17 protein-coding genes are annotated in these 21198 nt (G+C 39.2%); all 17 read right to left on the reverse strand.

What is annotated here, in order from left to right; all coding sequences use genetic code 11:
- Positions 1-13 precede the first annotated feature (13 nt).
- The 17 genes from QNH28_RS23620 to lonB all read right to left on the reverse strand — a co-directional run bounded on the left by QNH28_RS23620 (position 14) and on the right by lonB (position 20774).
- Entirely contained in the window at positions 14-1339 is a 1326-nt protein-coding gene (locus QNH28_RS23620) for an oligosaccharide flippase family protein (protein WP_283908780.1), read from the reverse strand.
- 24 nt (positions 1340-1363) lie between these two features.
- The gene (locus QNH28_RS23625; protein WP_283908781.1) at positions 1364-2548 is read right to left on the reverse strand and encodes an O-antigen polymerase; all 1185 of its coding nucleotides are present in this window, start codon (positions 2546-2548) and stop codon (positions 1364-1366) included.
- A gap of 58 nt (positions 2549-2606) precedes the next feature.
- Positions 2607-3785, reverse strand: coding sequence for a glycosyltransferase (locus QNH28_RS23630; protein ID WP_283908782.1), 1179 nt, complete (start codon positions 3783-3785; stop codon positions 2607-2609).
- Between the two features lie 48 nt (positions 3786-3833).
- Positions 3834-4634, reverse strand: coding sequence for a glycosyltransferase (locus QNH28_RS23635; RefSeq protein ID WP_283908783.1), 801 nt, complete (start codon positions 4632-4634; stop codon positions 3834-3836).
- A 55-nt stretch (positions 4635-4689) separates the two neighbouring features.
- Positions 4690-5805 (reverse strand): glycosyltransferase family 4 protein, encoded by a 1116-nt coding sequence (locus QNH28_RS23640; protein WP_283908784.1) that lies wholly within the window; start codon positions 5803-5805, stop codon positions 4690-4692.
- A gap of 107 nt (positions 5806-5912) precedes the next feature.
- Complete coding sequence (locus QNH28_RS23645) at positions 5913-6884, reverse strand: NAD-dependent epimerase/dehydratase family protein (RefSeq protein ID WP_283908785.1); 972 nt, start codon at positions 6882-6884, stop codon at positions 5913-5915.
- A gap of 6 nt (positions 6885-6890) precedes the next feature.
- Positions 6891-7508 carry a sugar transferase gene (locus tag QNH28_RS23650; RefSeq protein WP_349655007.1) on the reverse strand — a complete coding sequence of 206 codons (618 nt, stop codon included), beginning with the start codon at positions 7506-7508 and terminating at the stop codon, positions 6891-6893.
- A 36-nt stretch (positions 7509-7544) separates the two neighbouring features.
- The gene (locus QNH28_RS23655; protein WP_283908786.1) at positions 7545-8570 is read right to left on the reverse strand and encodes a copper amine oxidase N-terminal domain-containing protein; all 1026 of its coding nucleotides are present in this window, start codon (positions 8568-8570) and stop codon (positions 7545-7547) included.
- Between the two features lie 2 nt (positions 8571-8572).
- A complete protein-coding gene (locus tag QNH28_RS23660; protein ID WP_283908787.1) occupies positions 8573-9256 on the reverse strand; it encodes a hypothetical protein in 684 nt (227 codons plus the stop codon).
- 24 nt (positions 9257-9280) lie between these two features.
- Positions 9281-11113 carry a polysaccharide biosynthesis protein gene (locus QNH28_RS23665; protein ID WP_283908788.1) on the reverse strand — a complete coding sequence of 611 codons (1833 nt, stop codon included), beginning with the start codon at positions 11111-11113 and terminating at the stop codon, positions 9281-9283.
- 41 nt (positions 11114-11154) lie between these two features.
- The gene (locus QNH28_RS23670; protein WP_060621833.1) at positions 11155-11841 is read right to left on the reverse strand and encodes a CpsD/CapB family tyrosine-protein kinase; all 687 of its coding nucleotides are present in this window, start codon (positions 11839-11841) and stop codon (positions 11155-11157) included.
- Positions 11822-12601, reverse strand: coding sequence for a YveK family protein (locus tag QNH28_RS23675; RefSeq protein ID WP_149645970.1), 780 nt, complete (start codon positions 12599-12601; stop codon positions 11822-11824). The genes QNH28_RS23670 and QNH28_RS23675 overlap by 20 nt, the downstream gene beginning before the upstream one ends.
- 125 nt (positions 12602-12726) lie before the next feature.
- Entirely contained in the window at positions 12727-14712 is a 1986-nt protein-coding gene (locus QNH28_RS23680) for an S-layer homology domain-containing protein (protein ID WP_283908789.1), read from the reverse strand.
- 136 nt (positions 14713-14848) lie between these two features.
- Complete coding sequence (locus QNH28_RS23685) at positions 14849-15631, reverse strand: tyrosine-protein phosphatase (RefSeq protein WP_349655008.1); 783 nt, start codon at positions 15629-15631, stop codon at positions 14849-14851.
- 105 nt (positions 15632-15736) lie between these two features.
- The gene (yihA, locus tag QNH28_RS23690) at positions 15737-16405 is read right to left on the reverse strand and encodes a ribosome biogenesis GTP-binding protein YihA/YsxC (RefSeq protein ID WP_283908791.1); all 669 of its coding nucleotides are present in this window, start codon (positions 16403-16405) and stop codon (positions 15737-15739) included.
- Between the two features lie 12 nt (positions 16406-16417).
- Complete coding sequence (gene lon / locus QNH28_RS23695) at positions 16418-18781, reverse strand: endopeptidase La (protein WP_042191259.1); 2364 nt, start codon at positions 18779-18781, stop codon at positions 16418-16420.
- A 283-nt stretch (positions 18782-19064) separates the two neighbouring features.
- The gene (gene lonB / locus QNH28_RS23700) at positions 19065-20774 is read right to left on the reverse strand and encodes an ATP-dependent protease LonB (protein WP_042191261.1); all 1710 of its coding nucleotides are present in this window, start codon (positions 20772-20774) and stop codon (positions 19065-19067) included.
- Positions 20775-21198 lie beyond the last annotated feature (424 nt).

Here is a 21198-nt window from a genome sequence, read left to right on the forward strand (position 1 = left end):
TTAAGCCTCCTCACTATAAAAGCATAATTCTAAAGAAATAAGATATTACAAATAATAAAGTAAAAAAGGCTATGCTTTTATATAAATATACCCAAACCTTAATTCCCGTCAAATTAGCTATATAAATAGAAAATATATACCAAAGAAAAAAACCAACAATTCCAAATAGAAGTATTGTGCTTTTATAGTCTGTAAATATTGTTGCCCCGATACTTATAGCAATTAATCTTGTAAATAACATAATTACATTCATTATTAAATTCTGTTTTTGCTTTTTCAATACAATAAGTACATTTGATAAAGGTGATGCTACGAATACCATTAAAAACCAGGGAACTAAATATCTCGCAATATTCCCTGCTTCAACCCACTCATTTCCAAATACAATGCCGAAAATCTTATCACCGGCACTTAAAATAATTAACATAGGTATAAAAGCTATTATAAAAGAATTAGTTAGTAATTTTTTCGTTAGTGAATGCAAACTTTCATTGTTATTGTAAAGAATTGCAGCTTTTCTAAAGTAAACTTGAGCTACTGCACTCCCTATAATTGTAAGTGGAAGTAGCAAAACTCTTTGGGACATTGAATACCAACCTGTTACAGAATCATTAAAATAATAAGAAAATGCGAAAATAGGGAATTGAACCGATATTGTATTCAATAAAATTGCAGGCATTTGGTATAAAGGAAAATCAGAAAACTCTTTAGTTGTTTTAATTATTTCTGGCTTTATTTTAGGTATTCTATATATTCTCATAAGAACAATTGTAGAGATTAGTTGTCCTAAAATCAGTCCATAGATCAATCCGTAGCCTGTTATCCCTGCTAATCCTAAGATTATATTCAAGCAAGTTGCTGACAAAGTGTTAATTATCGGTACCCACATCATAACTCTATAATCCATTTTTCGGTTAGCCAAATTGCTGAAGGTACTATTAGAACCTCCTAGTAATATTGAAAGCAGTAATAAAGTTATGAGTAGAATATTACTACCTGAGCTAAATAAATGAATACCAGTTTCGTTTAATACGAGCATAAAGAAATACATTAATATTGCAAAAAGGCTTGTATAGAACAATGAGATAATAACTAATTTGTTTGCCTTCTCTTCACTTTTAGAGACTATAATTGCGCTATCTAATTTAAGTGTACAAACAGCAAGTAAAATACTACTTATTGACTGAAAAAAAACGCTAACACCAAAATCTTCTGGGTTAAATAAGCGACTTAGTAGTGGAGAAAAAGAAATATTAATTAGTTGACTAATTAAAGTTCCTGTTGCAAGCTTGGTGACATTTGAATATAAAATTCTCTTGAGATTTAATTTACCAAACAAATTACTTACAACTCCTAGTAGAAATCAGACATTTTTTTCACTAATAAATCGCATCAGAAACATCACAATAAATAGTATGAGAGTAGTATAAAAGTATTGAGAAAAAAAAGTTTGAAAACCACCTCGAAAAGCCATTCCAAAATTCAATACAAAGAAAATATTCCAATATCTTAAAAATTTGATATTTTTCATTGCATTAATAATCACTCCACAAAAAATCGCAATAAACAAGGCATAAATCCATGTTCCTGATTTGCCAAGCATCATAATTCCCTCACCAAACGCACTTGGAAGTAGTATATAAAAGTTTCTTCCTCCATACTCAATTCCAGTAATGGCTGTCGAGAAGATGTACGACAACACTGGGAAATTATTATCTGGGTAAAAAGGGACCATGTTAAAGAGCCATCTTTCTATCATTTTAAGAAAATTCAATCGTCCAGCAAACAATTCAGTAATGTATAAATAACTTTGGGAAATAGATTCTTGTCGCAAAAAATCATTCAAAGTTTCACTAAAACTAAATTTCGCTACATCAATCCCTTGACGATAATAGAATAAAAAATTCATTACTGGTATTAAAAAGGTTAGTGTTACTAGTATTAGTATAAATAATGTTCTTTTTTTAATAATATTCTCAGTATAAAAATAAATTAGGATTATACTAAGCCACAATAACATCTCAGTTCGTCCAACATAACCAGTTTGTACAAAAGAAATATAAGGGTATAGCATTATAAATAATATAAAAAGAAAAGGCTTTTTCCGAAGAGAATAAAGAAATATAAAATAAAAAGGAAGCATTATAATTGAAAGTGAATTCAAAAAACTATATATAGGATCATTTCTTTGCTCTAATCGAACTATAAAAGTATCATTAGCAAAGTGATATCCATTGAATTGAAAGATATCAAACAATCTAAACTCAGGATAAAGCAATTTTGCAAAATGAGTTAGTAAAGCTAAAATACCTAAAACAAAGAACAATCTCTTAAAGTTAGTAAATATTTCATCATAATTTTTTTTTGCAACAAATAAATTAGACCTTATTATAATTGATAAAGGAACTACTAAAAAAACCATAAAAATCAAGAATGAAATTAAATATTCTGTGTTATCAGCGAAATTCGTAAAAATTCCAACACCAGAAAAAAAAGTACACATTGTTATTGCAATAATAATTAATAATTTTTCAATAAATTTATTCAAAAACAAATAACTCACGAGAATTAAAAAACAATCAAATATAATAATTATTGATAAGTTGTCATAATTCACCATTAAATGACTCATCTAATTTCCTTTCTCTGATTTTACTTGCAACTATACTCATTTGTTTTTCCCAAGTAAAATTATCTTCAGCAAATTTTCTTAATGTCTCTTCAATGGGTAGTTCAGCAATTCTCTCTAAAAAATTCATAACAGTATTCATATTTAAAGCTTCCTCATTATGCGGTATTTTTAAAGCATAAGTGAAATCTTCTGGGATCTGTTTTTCATTGTACGCATATACGAAGGGAATCCCTCTAGCACAATATTCTTTAGTCTTTAAGGTAGACCCTTGTAAAACCCCTATTCTATGCATTCCTAATGAGGAAATTCCTAAATCAGCTTTATCAAATAGATTATCAAGTTCCTTACCACTACGCATTCCGCAAAAGCACACATTTCCCTCTAATGATAACTTCGAACTAAGTAACTTTAAATTCTCAATTTCTCTTCCCTCTCCTACAATATAAAATTTAATGTTTCTCATATTAGATCGTTGATCACTCTGATAATAATTAGCTAATCCATGAAGCACTCTATCATATCCATGCCATACATCAACATTCGCAACTCCTAATAATACTAAATTATCAGCATCAGTAGTTCTCTCTATTGATTTTGTTACTATAGGAATATCTTCAATTGTTACACCATTTTCGATCTCTATAACATCTATTCCCCATATTTTTTTATAAGACATGAAAGTGACTATATATGAGACAAATTTTTTAATTTTTCTACTTAACAACTTATGTATAAGTCCTCCGATTATTTGGAAAATTAATCGTTTGATTTTTCTATTTTTAAAAAGCTGTTTGCAATACATAATATATTCTTTTCCAATAGGATATGTTGGCATTTCTAAATATACGTCAATCCCTTTCCTTTTAAATAAATTCAAGGTTTTATAGAACGCTGGGTCTACAAAACCAGGGGTCCTAATATATACAACATCATACACATTATGGGATAGAAGTATTTTTAAGGATTTATAAATACTTGAACGATACCATAATCCCGAAATATTATATTCTTTTAATACAGCTTCTGCGGTATTAATAAATATTAATTTATCTTCCTTTCTATAAGCTAATTCTATTTCAAATCCTTGTTTCTCCATTGCTTTAAACTGCCATAATACTTTTTTTCGAATTCCAATAGAAGATGTATCGAACAAATCAAAGTATACTAAATATAAGATTTTCACACTCCACCTCTATTTTCATCATGTTGTCCTTTCGTTTCGCAATACATTAATAACTCTATAAGGTATTAGCCCCACTATTATTGGTTTAAGTACATAAATCAAACCTAATGGTAATAATCCAAGTTGTTTAAATCCTTTATATTTCACCTTAGCCTCATCAATGCGAAATTTGTATTTCCGCCTTTTATAAGCACTAGAATCTTCTCTGTACCTATATAGAGTTTCATTCAAGTTAAAACCCTTCATTCCTAAGCTATATAGTCGCATAAATAAATCGTAGTCTTCGCATCGTAATGTTTCTTTCGAAACTCTATATCCATCTACTTTCATTAAAGCGTTTTTTCGGATCATTATGCTCGGATGAATAAATGGAGAGTTAAATAGGAAACTCTTATCTATTGGTTTTTCGATCATTTTTCTATGTCCCCAGTCACCACTATCATCAAATAAAACCGCACTACATCCTACTAACGCATATTCATTATTATTATCTAGAAAATCAACTTGATTTTGAAACCTTTTTTCCGTTGAGATGTCATCAGCATCCATTCTAGCAATGTATTCCCCTTTTGCTATTTGAAGACAACTATTTAATGTCGCTGCTAAGCCTTTATTTATATCGTTTTTCAAAAGAATAATTCTATTATCTTTGCGACAAACAAATTGTAAGAACTCAAACGATTCATTATTAGAACCATCATCACATATAATAAATTCAAAATCCGAATATGTTTGATTTAAAATAGAATTAATAGCCTGTAACAACATCTCTTTATTGCTTGGATTATAAACTCCCATCACAACCGATATTTTTGGCAATTAAAGCACCTCCCCATTTTTTCTATCAAACTAAATCACTACTAAAGAGCATCGTTCAAAACATATTATAAATATCTTTCATTTCTTCCATAACATTTTCAAGTATATATGGACTGGAAAATTCCAAACTCATTTGACCCATTTCAAGCTTCATATTCTTCAAATTATAAATTTTTTCTATAAATTTGCTTAAATCTTGAGTTTTATTTAAATCGAATAAAAAACCGTTTTGAAAATCCTTCACCAATTCAAGGTGACCTCGATTAACAGATGCCACAATTGGCAGAGCACAGCACATACTCTCAATAATATTCAGTCCTAATCCTTCGCGAATACTAGATGCTACAGCAATGTCGCACATTGGATATATATCACTTAAGTCCTTTCTATATCCTAAGAATTTAACATTATCCTGCAAACCCAGTTTCTCAACTAAAATTTTGTACTCTTGAGTAGATGATCCTTCACCAACTAATAATAGCTTTATCTCAGGAATGCTGGCCTTCAGATTCATAATTTCTTCTATTAGGATTCTTTGGTTCTTATTCTTATTTAACTCCGCTGCGTATATTAATAAAAAATCTTCAACATCAAACTCATACCTAGCTCTTAATTCTTGTTTTCTTTCAATAGTGATTGGTCGATAAATTGATTGATTCACCCCAACTCCATGCACGTGCTTTATATTTTCAGCTTTAAATTTATATTTCAAAGCGGAATTGAAATCTTCAGTATTTATTGTTATTAAACAATCCGTATATCTTGACAAATATTTTTCCACAGGTAAATAAATAAACCAATTCAAAAAATTGGCACCCTTGTAAAAATGAAATCCATGTGCGGTATAAATTATATTTGTTCCATTCTTACGAGCAGCTTTAGCAGCTAAACGAGTGACAACACCTCCGACAGGTGTGTGGCAATGTATAATATTGTATTTATTTTCATTAATAATTTTTCTTAGATTAAAAAAAGCTTTCAAGTTACCACTTTTAAATGGTGACCGTTCAAAAGGCACATTAAATTGCTTATCTACTAATTCGAGTTTTTCGCATCCATTAGTTGCCACATGAACTTCCCATCCCTGTTCTCTAAACCACTGTAGATAAGGTAGATGAAATGCTTTAATATGAGAAATAACAGTTGCACAAAATAAAACCTTTTTTGACACTTTACGCTCATCCTTACTTTATCAATTTCAAAAAACCGTAATTAATAATAATGTCTTTCTATTAATAGGCCTATACTTACCAAAGTTTAAAAAGTCACTTCATAATTTCATCTTACATTTCCAAGGTACCATTGTTTGCAATCTCTAAATCCATCTACAAAGCCAAATTCAATATAATCCCCAATCAATTCTTTACTATAAGAAGCATCATATTTCGTTTCTTTTATTAAAGCCTTAGCTTTGTACGATAGATTGCGTTTGAAGAACTTGTCAATCAATAATAGAACAAAAAAAGACACTTTATAGGGAATACGAATGATATAAAGTTTAGTATTTATTTCATTTGAAACTTGTCGTATCAAATTAACAAAAGAAACCTCTAATGAATCCGAAATAATAAATCGTTCCCCCAAAGTCTTATCAGTGAGAATAGTTGAAACAATTCCATTAACTGCATCCTTTACATAAGTGAACGATTTTACATTTTTACCAAACCCAAGTATAGGGAATATTCTCTTTTTTATAATTTTTATTAACCCTCCAAAATTCCCTCTATCGTATTTCCCAAACAACGTCCCTAATTGCACTATACTAACAGGAAATCCAAAGTCACTGAAATATCCCAGAGCAATTTCTTCAGCTGCAAGTTTCGATTTTCCATATATACTGGCTGGAATACGCTTGGATGATTCACTTACAATTGAACTATCTTCATATGTAGCCACTGTACTTATTAAAATAAACCTGGAAATATTATTTGCCATACTTAATTTCATAAGATTATCAGTTTGTGTTACATTAATTTGAATAAAATCTTCTTCAGAAGAATTATATGAATGGACTTGAGCTGCACAGTTAATAACAATGTCAACATTACTTAATGCCTGGTTGATTACATCTTCTGAAGAAAGATCGCCATGAATAATGACGACTCGTTCATCAGAAGATGACAAAAAACCTTTATTTCTAACTAAGCATCTAATTTCTTTGCAATCAAAATCCAACAATCTATCTAATAAATGATTACCAACGCATCCAGTAGCACCAGTAATAAATATCACCTTACCTGTTAATTCCATCCGGTTTCACCCACTTACACCTCTTGCTCTAATAACAGAAGAGATAGTTATTAATAAAATTTTAAAATCAAAACGTAAGGATCGATGTTTTAAATAATACTCATCAAAATCAGCTTTCTGATAATCACTGATCTCATCTCGTCCATTTACTTGTGCCCATCCTGTAAGACCAGGCACTAATGAGTGAATTCCCCTTTTTGTTCGATCAGTAATCAAACCTTCTTGATTATATAAGGCAGGTCTTGGACCTACAAAACTCATATGACCCAACAAAATATTCATTAGTTGTGGTATCTCATCAAGACTTGATTTTCTAAGCCACTTACCAGTAGCAGTTATGTAACCTTTCGACTCAATTAAATGTGTAGGTAGATTTGGTGTATTTATAGCCATTGTTCTGAATTTAAATATAGTAAATATACAATTGTTTTTCCCGATTCGTTGTTGTGTAAAAAAAACTGATCCAGGAGAATCCAACCTTATTAAAATAGGTATAAATATAAAAAAGGGAGAAAACAAAATTAATAAGAAGGTCGCTAAAAAAATATCAAAAACACGTTTCATAATAATCACCCGACTAATTATTTTTTCCCGCTTATTTAATAGTCCATCTACAATACTCATTCCTTGAATCTGTGAAAAATTCTCCTTACTGCTTTCTTAGTTAGCCATTCCCTCGGCAATTTCCTTACCCAAATTAAGCTGTGCCTCAAATTCACTTCTATACTGACTAATGATTGCCGTACTATAACCATTGCTGTTCAGTTTTTGTTCAGTGTCAGCAACTATACTATTGAAGCTAGCTCTAAACGCTGATAGTTGTTGTACACCTTTAGCCTTAATGCTTTTCTTACTGGCCTCATCTTTTGCTCCGAGATACTCTAACGCAATGCTCATTAAAGTCGATTGGCTTTGACCTTTAAGCGCAATAAGCTTGGCTTCCGTTTCACTAGTAATGGTTTCATAAGAAACTTTACCAGTTCCCGCTGAACCACCATTAACTGCACCAGTTGAATCCGTTGGTGCTGGTGTCGCTACTGGAGATGGGTCCTTGCCATTGTTACCAGTCGAACTATTAGTGCCACCTTGCTCTTGATACGCCTTAGAAGCAGCAGTAACGGTCTTCGTCTTCTGATCCCAGCTAATGTTATGACCTACAGATTCCGATAAGAAACGTAGAGGTACATATAAAGAGCCATTCAGAATGAAGCTGGACTGGCCCGTAGGTAATGCCTTGGTTGCACCATTAAATACATAACTCGCCTTAACTTGATTGAGTACAAGATTCTTAGATACTGCTGAAGCACTATTCCCGTTTGTTGCGTTCATTAAATACTCTTTAATCACAACTTGTTCTGAGCTGTTAGGCTCTGCTACGGTAACTTTAACGTTTTTAGCATCCCAGCTCACGCTCTTCTGCAATGCATATGACATAAAGCGTAATGGAACATAAGTTGTATTGTTGTACATGAATACATATTGACCTGCAGGGGTCCCAATACTCACTCCATCAAAAATCATATTCACGTTCATGCTCTGCACTTTAATCGTAGGATTTGCAGCCTTAGTTGTTGTACTTGGGACCGCCGCTGCTGATACGGAAATAGGAGCGGATGCCGTTAAGGGTGCTAACCCTATTGAAGCTATTAATGATAGAGCTATGACTGGTAGCGTTGCTTTAGACATACTTATTCACTTCCCTTTTCTTTCGCTTTTAATTGCTCTTCTTCTTTAAGAATTTGATCACGTGTCTTCCCTTGACTCACACCATACTTCTTAGCAACCTGTGACAGTTCATTGTATTGTTCTTCGGATACTTTACCGAGGATGATACTGCGTGCTTCCTGCTTCTCGTCAAGCGTTAGGCCACCCTTGGCTAACTCTTTTAACCGATTAATATCAGATACACTTAGTTGACCGAGCACAATAGCAGCTACGTCTGCTTTATCCTTCATCGTTACATTATCTTGAATTTCTTTAGCTTTATCTGTTGAGATCTGTGCCGTATAGCCATCTGAAGAGCTATCTTTCGAATCTGTTGATGGGGCTTTCGTAGGTTGACTAGTAGTAGAAGCTGTTGTATCTTTTCCAGTTTCCTCAGTACCTTTGCTAGCCATATCATCTGTTGGTGGAGTAGTAGGTGCTACAGATGCTACAGGTTCGACATTATCATCCACAACTGTATCTCCTGGTGTGATTCCTTGATCTTGACCACCACTAACTTGATCCTCAGACTCCAGATCAAAGCCATCTGCCATTGAATTCATCAGCTTATCCACAGCATAATTAGCAGCGAACAGACCACCTACACCCAAAACTACAATGATTGACAGCGTCCATAAAAGGATCTTTTTCCATCGTTTGTTGAACATTTAAGTATCCCCTTTATGAATAAATTAGCTGATAGCAACTTGGGCAACGGGCTGCATGGGTACAATCTGATTGATCACTTCACGTATAACTTCAGGTTCTTCAGCTAGGACACGATCCAATCGTTTAAACTCCAGTTCTAGCTGATTCAGACTTATCACATTAGGTCTACCGATAAATATTCTTCCGTGATCTGTAGAGCCTAAATTCTCTTCATCTGTTAACAGTTCTTCATATAACTTCTCGCCCTCACGAATACCGGAGAACTGAATATCAATATCCCTATAAGGTTCATAACCAGAGAGCGTAATCAAATCTTCCGCTAACGTTAGAATCTTTACGGGTTCTCCCATATCCAGAATGAACACTTCGCCACCTTTTGCAAAAGAACCCGACTGGATTACAAGCTGAACAGCTTCTGGAATCGTCATAAAATAACGGACCATTTCTGGATGAGTAACAGTGACTGGTCCACCAGCAGCAATCTGCTCTTTAAAGGCCGGGATTACACTTCCACGACTACCAAGCACGTTCCCAAAACGCACGGCTGAGAACTTCGTGCTACTTGTGGTATGCAGACTTTGCACATACATTTCAGCAATACGCTTAGTTGCGCCCATCACACTCGTTGGGTTAACCGCTTTATCCGAGGAGATCATTACAAATCTCTCCGCACCATATTTATCTGCACAATCCGCAACATTCCTTGTTCCGAAAACATTATTCTTAATGGCTTCGGAAGGGTTCCGCTCCATTAATGGGACGTGTTTATGTGCTGCCGCATGAAAGACAACATGTGGCTTATGGCTGCTGAATACATCCATCATCCGACTGCGGTCCTGAACATCCGCGATTACGGTAACAATATTCAGATCAGGAAACTTCTTACGAAGCTCCATTTCAATCATATAAATGCTGTTCTCCCCGTGTCCAAGTAGCATTAGCTTATCGGGACCAAATGGGGCAATCTGCCGACAGAGCTCTGAACCAATAGATCCACCAGCCCCCGTAACTAACACAGTCTTGTGGTGTACATAACCTAGAATACTGTTCAAATCTGCTATAATCGGCTCACGGCCTAGTAAATCTTCAACGCTAACATCTCGCAGTTTCTTCACTGATATTTTTCCCGCGATCAGATCGTTAAGCGCCGGTATAATCTTTAACTTGGCCCCTGTCTTCTTCGCAAGATTAATAATTTCAGAGATTTCAGTACGTGAAACGGAGGGCATAGCGATAATAATCTCATGAATTTCCCGTTCTTTCACAATAGCGGGAATCGCGTAACGATTGCCCAACACTGGTACACCCAATATAGACAAATGATATTTATTGATACTATCATCAATGAAACCTACTAGCTTGGTATGAGCAAAAGAAGGTCCCATCATTTCCCTGGCAATTAATATTCCGCAATCGCCTGCACCTACAATAAGTGTATGGGTCTTAGTGTCTTTGTAATTAATTCGGTCATTATGGAGTACTCTCCACAAAAACCGAACCCCACCTACTAATAAAAGAATAGTCTCCATCGACCTAACTTCTATTGCAAGGGGAACTCTATCTGGCAAAATCAGATACGCCAAGGCAAACGAAAACAAAGACCCTACTACAATCGCTTTAGAAACCGATATAATCTCACCGATGCTGGCATATTGCCACATTCTTCGATAGAGGCCGAAATATATCAAACTTCCCCCGAATGCAAATGTTGCAATCAAACCAAATTGCAGCATCTGTGCACCGTATTCCTGAAGAGCGTGGTTAGGGTACCGAAATAAATAGGATGTTACAATGCTGAACCAGATGATTGCAAGGTCAATGAAGAATAAGAGAACTACTCTAGATTTCGCTGTCATTTTCAGTGCCTCCAAAAACAACATTATTGTTAAAGAACAAATCAATTTCCATAGTAGTAGTAATAGTAACCTTCGCTGGCTTTACGTTTTACATTATTAAGAACCACGCCAAGCATTTTCGCACCAACACGATCGAGGTTAGCTTTAGCTTTTACAGCAATATCCCGCTTTACCTTGCCATAGCTGACAACCATAATGACACCATCACTCTTGGAAGCCATAATCTGCGCATCTGTAACCGCCAATAACGGTGGAGTATCAATAAGAATGACATCATAACGCTGGCGCAAGTCCTGCAAAAGAGTACTCATCCGATTAGAAGCCATCATTTCTGCTGGATTTGGAGGAATCGGTCCCGAGGTCATAATGGAAAGATTGGAAACACCAGAATCTTGAACAGTATCCTCAAGAACCGCCTGCTGCGACAGTAGTGAAGATAATCCAAAACGGTTACTAAGCGAAAAAGTCTTATGTGCTGTCGGTTTCCGCAAATCCGCGTCAATCAACAATACTTTCTTATCTGCCTGTGCATAAGCCGCAGCTAAATTAGCAGAAACTGTTGATTTACCTTCTTCCGGTCCGGACGAAGTTACCATAATTACTTGAATAGTCTCATCTACAGAAGAAAAATCAATATTCGTGCGTAGCGCACGAAACGCTTCAGATACAGGGGAGCGAGGGTTCGTAACGGTAATCAGATGTCTTTGTTTATTTGGCAGCTGTGACATGTTCAAGTTCGCCCGCCTTTCTGGATGTTTGCGGCTGTGCCTGTGTTGCGCCTTGTTTGCTCTCTTCTGAACCCAATCTTGTAATCATAGCTATCGTTGGTAAACCAAGATATTTCTCAATATCGGCTTCAGTCTTCAGCGTATCGTCCATGTATTCCAGCAAGAAAGCAATCCCTAAACCAATCATCAAGGAAACGATGAAAGCTATAGCCATATTCATTAAGACATTCGGTTCTACCGGTCTTGGATCGACAAGTGGATTTACTTTGGCTTCATTTAGAATCGATACGTTCTCCACGTTAAATAGGTTAGGAATCTCATCCTTGAATACTAGTGAAATGGCATTCACGATTTCAGCGGCTCGCTGATACGAGTTATCTCGAACGACAAGTGTCATCACCTGCGTATTATTGACGGAGCTCACATTAACCTTCTTCAACAGCTCTTCTGCAGTAATATTGAACTGCGGATAATCTCTCGTAACAATATCAAGGATGGCCGGAGTCTTAATAATTTCCTTATACGTATTAATCAATTGAATATTAGTATTAATCTGGTTCAAATCAAGCTGCGCTGCTGCCGATTGAGTCGGAGTCTGGTTAACAATAATCTTAGTGGATGCTTCATACACCGGATTCTTTATATACAGACTGTACACACCAGCAACACCGCACACCAAAACAACTATGCTAACAATCAGCCATAGTCTCTTCCTGACGATCTGAAAATAATCGCGAAGATCCAATTCTTGTGATGACAAGTGTAATTACCTCCAAGCTATTTCTGAAATATTTCGTTACTATATTACAGCACTTCCCTATTGGCAAAAAATTGCCTCCTCTCACCTACATGAGAGGAGGCTGTATACTATACTTTTTAATTTACTTACTTGAAGTTAATAGTACGGTAGATAATTACTGCTGCTTCAGCACGAGTTGCCGTATCGTTCGGGTTGAACTTACCAGCATTTCCGATAACCAAGTTATGATCTGCTGCAAATGCTACGCCATCTCTCAAAGATGCGCTAATCTTAGCAGCATCGGAGAATTGGCTAATTGCCGTTGCATTCGTTGTTGCAGCAGGATTGATAGATTTCACTGCGCGGGAGATCATCGTTGCCATCTCTGCACGTGTGATGGTTGCATTAGGATCGAACTTAGCTGCACTGCGTCCAGTAATGATTCCTTTTTCTGCTGCAACTGCTACATATGGTGCATACCAAGCCGTTGAACTTACATCGCTAAAGCTTTGTACAGCTGAATTGTTCTCCAGATTAAGCGCACGAATCAGCATTTTAGCGAACTCTGCACGAGTTACATTGCTCTTCGGTGCGAATTTGCCTTCGCCTACACCTTCAATCGCGCCTTTTGCAGCTACGACTTGAATTTGTTTGCCAGCCCAAGCTTGTACACTAGCAATATCTGTAAAGTTTACTTTATTCTCAAGCACTGCATAGGATGAGAAAGTATCACGTGGTTCTACGATGAACTCTCCGTCAAGCACACCACCTTGGAATTGCAGGCTGCCATATACAAGCTTCGCAACGGACAGTAATTCTTTATCAAGACCATCAGTATTCTTAAGCGGAAGTTTAATGGTAATTGGTTGTTTGAATGTACTTGTTGCTACACCGTTCACGCTAAGTGCAAATTCATACACATCCGAAGCCAATTTCAGTTTGGTAACGGAAGTTACAACTTCTGGTTTAGCAGTTGTTACTGTCAATGCGATTGCTGTGCTGAACTGACTCACAGGGATCGTTACAGTTACACCATTGAAAGTAACTGCGATATTCGCAATCCCTTTAGCTTTGGCAGCTTCAATAATCGCTTGGGAAAGTGGAACTTCAACTGTAGTAGCGTTTACTGTTCCAAGATTCAGGGTCAAAGTGAGACCAGCTTTACCAGGATTCGCTGCAATTAGCTTATCCAATTCTTTAATTACATCGGCGTCAACCAATTTCACTGTTGCTTTACCGTCAACAATACTTACGAGCTTGGATACGTCGTAGATCCCTGGAGTTGGAGCAGGAGTTACAGGAGTTGTAACATTTCCATTCCCACCATTACCATTACCATTACCATTACCATTACCGTTGCCATTATCGCCCAATCCATAAGCTTTAACGTAAGCAAGTGCAAGTGATTTTGCCGCAGGCTTCGCGGATTTAATCGTATTATTCAAGTTCTTCAATGTTTGCTTCACATCACCAGCAGTAACTCCAAGATTTTGCAACGCTTGGCTTACTGTAAGAGCTCCTGCTCCTGTAGTATGACTCAATACTTTTGCAATAGCTTCATCCAACAAAGTATCGTAACCAGATTCAGATGTGAGAATTTCCAACAACTCTGCAGTTGTCTTGCTGCTAACCAGTGTACGAAGTTCTGTTTCTACACTGATTAAGAATTCAGAAACACTATCTACAGTAAGACCAGACACACCCGCTTTAGTTGCAATTTTGCTCAGCAGGGCAATGTTTTTGTCGTCGTTACGGATAATTTGAATTCCAGAGAAATCGTTTCCATAGACATCATATACTACACTAGTAACGCTTTGGAACAATTTAAGTGATGTCTTTGTTTCTACTTCATCCAATGAAAGCTTGTTCAAGACTGGAGCAAAAATTTCTACGAATTCTGCCTCACTGAGTGCTGCAACCTCAGTCTTCAAATTGTAGAGATAGACTGCATCTGTTGCGGATAATTGTTTGTAAACAGCAATAACCTTATCCTTAACTGCTGTACTACTACTAACTGTAGCAGCAGATGCTGTACCCACCGCTCCAAGGCTACCCAACGGAAGACCCGCTACGGATGCTGCTACCATACTTGCTGCCAATGTTGATACTACTAGTTTCTTTTTCAAAGTCACTAAATATCCACCTCTTTATATGTATTTAAATTCTTTTGTTACTATAGTCCTAGAATATTTCACCTTATGTCTACACTATTACGTATATCAACGATTCACCCAATAAAACCCATTCTACCACTATTAGGTAGATTAGTCAGCCCTTTCGGGAAAAAATGCCAAACAATTTGTGTCGATTCCTCCTTTTTTGTACGTGATTACCATGATTAACCTCACCATTTACCACAATTTGCTGAGAATTCTCGCGCATATAGTCTCGCATCTCAGGACCTAATTCTTTCTCTAAAACCACATAAGCAGCGTTTAACCCAAATGGACGATGAACACTGTCATGTGCATCCGAGGCCAACACATGTACTGCATTTCTACGACATAACTCCAGGGATAGCTTCTGAAGTTTATTCCCGAAGACGCCTGCAAGACTTTGTGCGGTTACCTGACCGAGTGATCCCAGCTCTATCAATCTTTCTAACTTAGAAGGATCGGCAGCTACTTCAGCATTACGCTCCGGATGGGCGATAACCGGAACGAACCCTTGAATGATCAACTCGTGACAGATTTCTTCCATGTTGCGTGGGACTCGTGAAGAAGGCATTTCTAGTAAAATATACCGCGAGTCTGCAAGACTTAGCAGTTGCCCCCGCTCCAGATCATCCAGTAAATCTCCGTACACTCTGATTTCCTGACCTGGAAGAACAAGCAGTGGATTCCCATGCTGACGAAGTTTTTCATTCATCAAGTCCACTGCTTCTCTTATACTGGAGGCGTTATTCATATATTGACCGTTGGCGTGATGTGGTGTGGCAATGACGGATGTAATTCCGTCCCTATAGGCGTCTTGCGCCATGGCGAGAGCGGATTCCCAATCAGTAGCTCCGTCATCCATAAAGGGTAAGATGTGGCAATGGATATCTTTCATATGTTATCTATCGGTCCCTTCGCATAGAAAATTTAGTTTTAGCGACAAAAAAAATACAACCATTCCCATAAGGAGTGGTTGCTTGATTGTAAATGAGTTCTTGTTTTATGCTTCCGTAGGTGCCTCTTGCTGAGATTCATTTGCATCTATTTCAGCGTCCTCAGAATCTGGCGTTTCATTCTTCGAGGAGAAAACATACCCGTCGATTAATCCCCAAAGTTCTTCTTTACCAAGGCCAATCTCTGAAGAGAATGGAATGAAGTTATCCCCTGGCAGCACGCCAAGCTCCTGCTTCATGATCTTGATATGCTTTTGCCAGCGAGTCTTCGGAATCTTATCCGCCTTCGTCGCTACCACACACATAGGAAGATCATAATGCTTCAACCAGTCGAACATCATCTTATCATTGCTGGTAGGAGGATGACGTAGATCCACGATGAGCAGAACAAGCTTCAACGTATCGCGCTCAGAGAGATATTTTTCCACCATCTTCCCCCATGTCGCACGTTGCGTCTTCGACACTTTAGCATATCCGTAACCTGGAAAGTCAACAAAATACATGCTGTCTTCATTGATACGGTAATAGTTCATATGCTGGGTCTTACCTGGAGTGGAGCTTGTCCGAGCCAGATTCTTGCGGTTAATCATTCGATTAATGAGGGATGACTTCCCTACATTGGAGCGCCCTGCCAGAGCAACCTCTGGCAAAGCATCATCAGGGTATTGATCAGGGCCAACGGCACTGATTATAAATTCGGCAATATTAACTTTCATAGGACTTCCTTTCTAATGCACACTACTCGGTGGCTCACTGCTAATTTCATTATGATGCTCAACTAACGCATGATGCAAGACCTGATCCATGTTAGATACTGGGATGAACTCCACATCATTGCGTACGCTCTCTGGAATTTCTTTCAGATCACGTTCATTGTCTTTGGGAAGAAGGATCTTTTTATATCCAGCACGGTGTGCAGCTAAAGATTTCTCTTTCAGTCCACCGATCGGCAATACACGTCCACGTAGGGTGATCTCACCGGTCATGGCCACATCCTTCGAAACATAACGTTTCGTAAGTGCGGAGATCAAAGCAGTAGCAATCGTAATCCCTGCAGATGGACCATCCTTCGGAATCGCACCTTCAGGAATGTGGATATGAATATCAATCTTCTCATAAAAATCGGGCTGGAGCCCCAACTCCTCCGCCTTCGAACGTGTATAACTGAAAGCGGCCTGCGCCGACTCCTTCATTACATCGCCCAGTTGTCCAGTAAGTGTCAGCTTGCCCGTTCCCTGCACGACAGTCACTTCGATCAGCAGCGTATCGCCACCAACCTCAGTCCAAGCCAGCCCAGTTACTGTGCCAATCTGATCTTCAAGCTCCGCCATACCGTAACGGTATTTCGATGCACCTAGGTAATCCTTGATGTCATCTGGCAGAATGACTACACTTTCTTTTTCCTTGGACACAATCTGTTTCGCGGCTTTGCGGCATAACGCTGCAATCTGCTGCTCCAAATTACGCACACCGGATTCACGAGTATATTCACGCACGATACGCAATAAACTGTCGTCTTCGATGATCAGTTGATCTTCTGCAAGACCGTGGTTCTTCTTCTGCTTCGGCAAAAGATAACGGCTACCGATCTGCAATTTCTCCAGTTCCGTATAACCCGGAATGAACAGCATTTCCATCCGATCAAGTAGCGGACGCGGAATGTTATGCACAACATTCGCTGTTGTAACAAACATAACGTTCGACAAGTCAAACGGCAGCTCTACAAAATGGTCACTGAACGTATTGTTCTGTTCTGGGTCCAGTACCTCAAGCAATGCGGAGGATGGATCGCCACGGAAATCTGCAGCCATTTTATCAATTTCATCTAGCAAGATAACTGGATTAATCGTTCCTGCCGTCTTCATCCCTTGAATGATTCGGCCTGGCATCGCACCCACATAAGTCCGGCGATGACCACGGATCTCAGCCTCATCACGCACACCGCCAAGCGAAATGCGCACGAACTTACGATTGAGTGAACGGGCGATGGAACGAGCCAGTGAGGTTTTGCCCACACCTGGAGGCCCTACAAGACATAGGATCGGACCTTTTAGCTTCTTCACCAGTTGCTGAACGGCTAAATATTCCAATACCCGCTCCTTTGGTTTTTCCAAACCGTAGTGGTCCTCATCGAGTACTTGTTCTGCCTTCTTAATGTCGAGGTCATCTTCTGTCTGTTCATTCCAAGGAAGACCCAGCAGCCAATCCACATAATTGCGAATTACGCCACCTTCCGCTGAGCTCACTGGCATTTTTTCCAGACGATCGATTTCCTTCTCCATCTTCTCTTTCACGCGTTCCGGCAAATTCTTCTCTTCCATGAGATTCCGCAGCTCTTCCGCTTCTCCCACCCGGCCTTCCTTCTCGCCGAGTTCTTTCTGGATCGCTTTCATTTGCTCGCGCAAATAATATTCCTTCTGCGTCTTCTCCATCTGCTTCTTCACACGTTGATTGATCTTGCGTTCAAGCTCCAGCACTTCACGCTCATTATTAAGAATATCAAGAAGCTTCTCTAGCCGTTTACTGACATCAATCGTCTCTAGAATTTCTTGCTTATCCTTAATCTTTAGCGATAAATGACTCGTAATAACATCCGCAAGACGACCAGGCTCCTCAATATCGGATACAGCAGCCAGTGTCTCCGGTGTCACTTTTTTGGATAACGTTATATAGTGTTCGAACTGATTAAGTACTGTACGCATCAGCGCGTCACACTCTTGATCGCCATCTTCCTCTTCTGGTAGCTCGCGCGCCATAACCTCATAATACTCATCATTATCGATATAATTAATAATTTCGGCTCGTTCTACACCCTCAACCAGTACACGAATCGTACCGTTTGGCAGCTTCAGCATTTGCCGCACATTCGCGACAGTACCGACCCGAAAAATATCGTCCTGACCAGGCTCTTCAATATTCACTTCCGACTGTGAACACAGAAGAATTAAATTATCTTCAACCATAGCTTTTTCTAGTGCCCGAACTGACTTCTCACGGCCCACATCCAAGTGAAGAACCATGCTTGGGTACACAAGAAGACCTCTTAGCGGTAATAAAGGAAAACGACGACCTTTTGTTTTATTTGTCATCATCGCTTTCGCACCTCCCATGGCTCTCAATTAATCTCATATGCATTCATTCTAACAAAAGCAGCCCCAAAACACCAACAAAGTACTTGCAATTTAAGAATAAACAACCTTATTATCCTTAAAAAACGGCAACGTTTCTCAAAGAAATGGAAAGTGTGAAATCTATACTTTAAAAAAGGAAGCAGCAGACACGCCTGCGGCTCCCTTTATTTTACAGTGGCATGTCTCGATTTACTCCTCCAAACCATAACACACCTTAGCTTACATTCTAGGTAATAATTTAAGCTCAACCCTTAGCAGACTCTCCAGCTGCATCGGCCTTCAGAAGTGAAGGTGCTGCTGAGAAAAGCTCGCCTGCTACTGCAGGAAGCCTTACGTCTGCTGTATCGGCACCAAACAGATGACGGAATACTTCTTCCACCGTTTCCATAGGAATGACGCGTAGTGGGGCGAGGTCAGCGAATAGGGACTGCCAGTTTTCTTTTGGAATAAGCACCGTAGTAGCTCCCGCTTGAAAAGCAGCCTCCACCTTCGCAATTACACCACCAACAGGCTTCACTCGCCCATGTATGCCTATCTCGCCAGTGATCGCTACGGTATTATCCACGGGAAGTCCACGAATGGCGGAGACAATAGCAACTGCCATCGCAACACCTGCTGATGGTCCGTCAATGGGTGTTCCGCCTGGGAAGTTCACATGCAGATCATAACGGTCTGGCTCCAGATTCATGGTACGCAGTACGGTCAATACGTTCTCAACGGAGCCTTTAGCCATACTCTTTCTCCGAATCGTGCGAGAACCTCCACCGATCTCTTCCTCATCTACTACTCCGGTTACGTTCAGTCTACCTTGACCGTTCTGTGCAGGCGCTGCGGATACTTCAATCTCGAGCAAGGTGCCCATTCCCGGTCCATACACTGCAAGTCCATTAACCAATCCAATCTGCGGCGCCGAAGGAATCTTGCGTTCTGTTCGAAGTGGAAGCTGGCTACTGCCTGCTACCCATTCTACATCAGCAGCACTTAGCGTATCTCTCTGCTCCGTTAACGCTAATCCAGCAGCGAGCTGAATCATATTGACTGCCTCCCGGCCATTTGTTGCATATTGCTGCACAACAGTGACTGCTTCGGGGCTTGGCTTCAGTCCGATCTTCTGTATCGCGTCACGCGCGATGACCGCAATCTCATCCGGCAATAGCGGACGGAAATAAATCTCCATGCAGCGCGAACGCAGCGCGGGAGAAATCTCATCCGGGGAACGTGTAGTCGCGCCAACTAACCGGAAATCAGCGGGTAAGCCATTTTGAAAAATATCATGAATATAAGCCGGAGTATTATTGTCCTCCGAATTATAATATGCGCTCTCTAGTAGAACCTTCCGGTCCTCCAGCACCTTTAGCAGCTTGTTCATCTGAATGGGGTGAAGCTCACCGATCTCATCCAAAAAAAGAATCCCGCCATGCGCCTTCGTCACCGCTCCCGGTTTCGGCTGCGGCACACCTGCCACGCCCATGGCTCCGGCGCCCTGATAGATAGGATCATGCACCGATCCGATTAACGGGTCGGCAATACCACGCTCATCAAAACGAGCGGTCGTGGCGTCGATCTCTGTGAACTTGGCGTCACTTTTAAAAGGAGAAAGGACATTTTTTTTCGCCTCTTCCATGACAACGCGTGCCGCTGCAGTCTTGCCGACTCCTGGCGGACCATAAATAATCACATGCTGCGGATTAGCACTACATAGTGCGGCCTTCAGGGCACGTAGCCCATCTTTTTGTCCGACAATATCTCCAATAGAAGCCGGCCTAGTTTTCTCCGACAATGGTTTGGTTAGTGAAATCATACGCATCTTCCGTAGTTTATCCAGTTCCTTACGCGACTCTCGGTCTACCGCCGTCTTGTTTGTCTTCTGACCCCGCAGCAGATTCCAAAAGTATACGCCGATAACCAGCGCGAAAAAGAGCTGCACGATCATCACAACTATACTTAATTCCATAGGTCATCCTCCTGTTTCGTTCAGTCTACCTTTCCACCTTTGGCTACTATTAGGTAGTATAGCCGTTTCGGTAATTAGTAAACGCACAATTGAGGATTTGTTGAATTGTTGGTGTAGGACAAGCAGTAGGAAGTTATTATTGGGGGGTTGAAAGTTCTAGGGAGTGCTAGATGCACCTCAGATTCTTCCCCCAGTGGGAACACAAGAGCAAGAACAGTAGTGAACCTTGCAGCTAAGTTCAGTAAGTCCCTAGTTCCGTCGACTGTGTCGCTCGGGGGCTCGGGGCGTTGACTCATCTATAGAAGAAACTTAAGTTAGTTCTCAAAGCTGATAATTAAGGGAATTCTTACTAATTATCAGTTGTTTATAGCCTTTAAGCAGATAATTAGGGAATTCCTCCCTGATTATCCGGTGTTCATGACCT

The organism is Paenibacillus sp. G2S3 (assembly GCF_030123105.1).
Taxonomy (GTDB): domain Bacteria; phylum Bacillota; class Bacilli; order Paenibacillales; family Paenibacillaceae; genus Paenibacillus_AQ.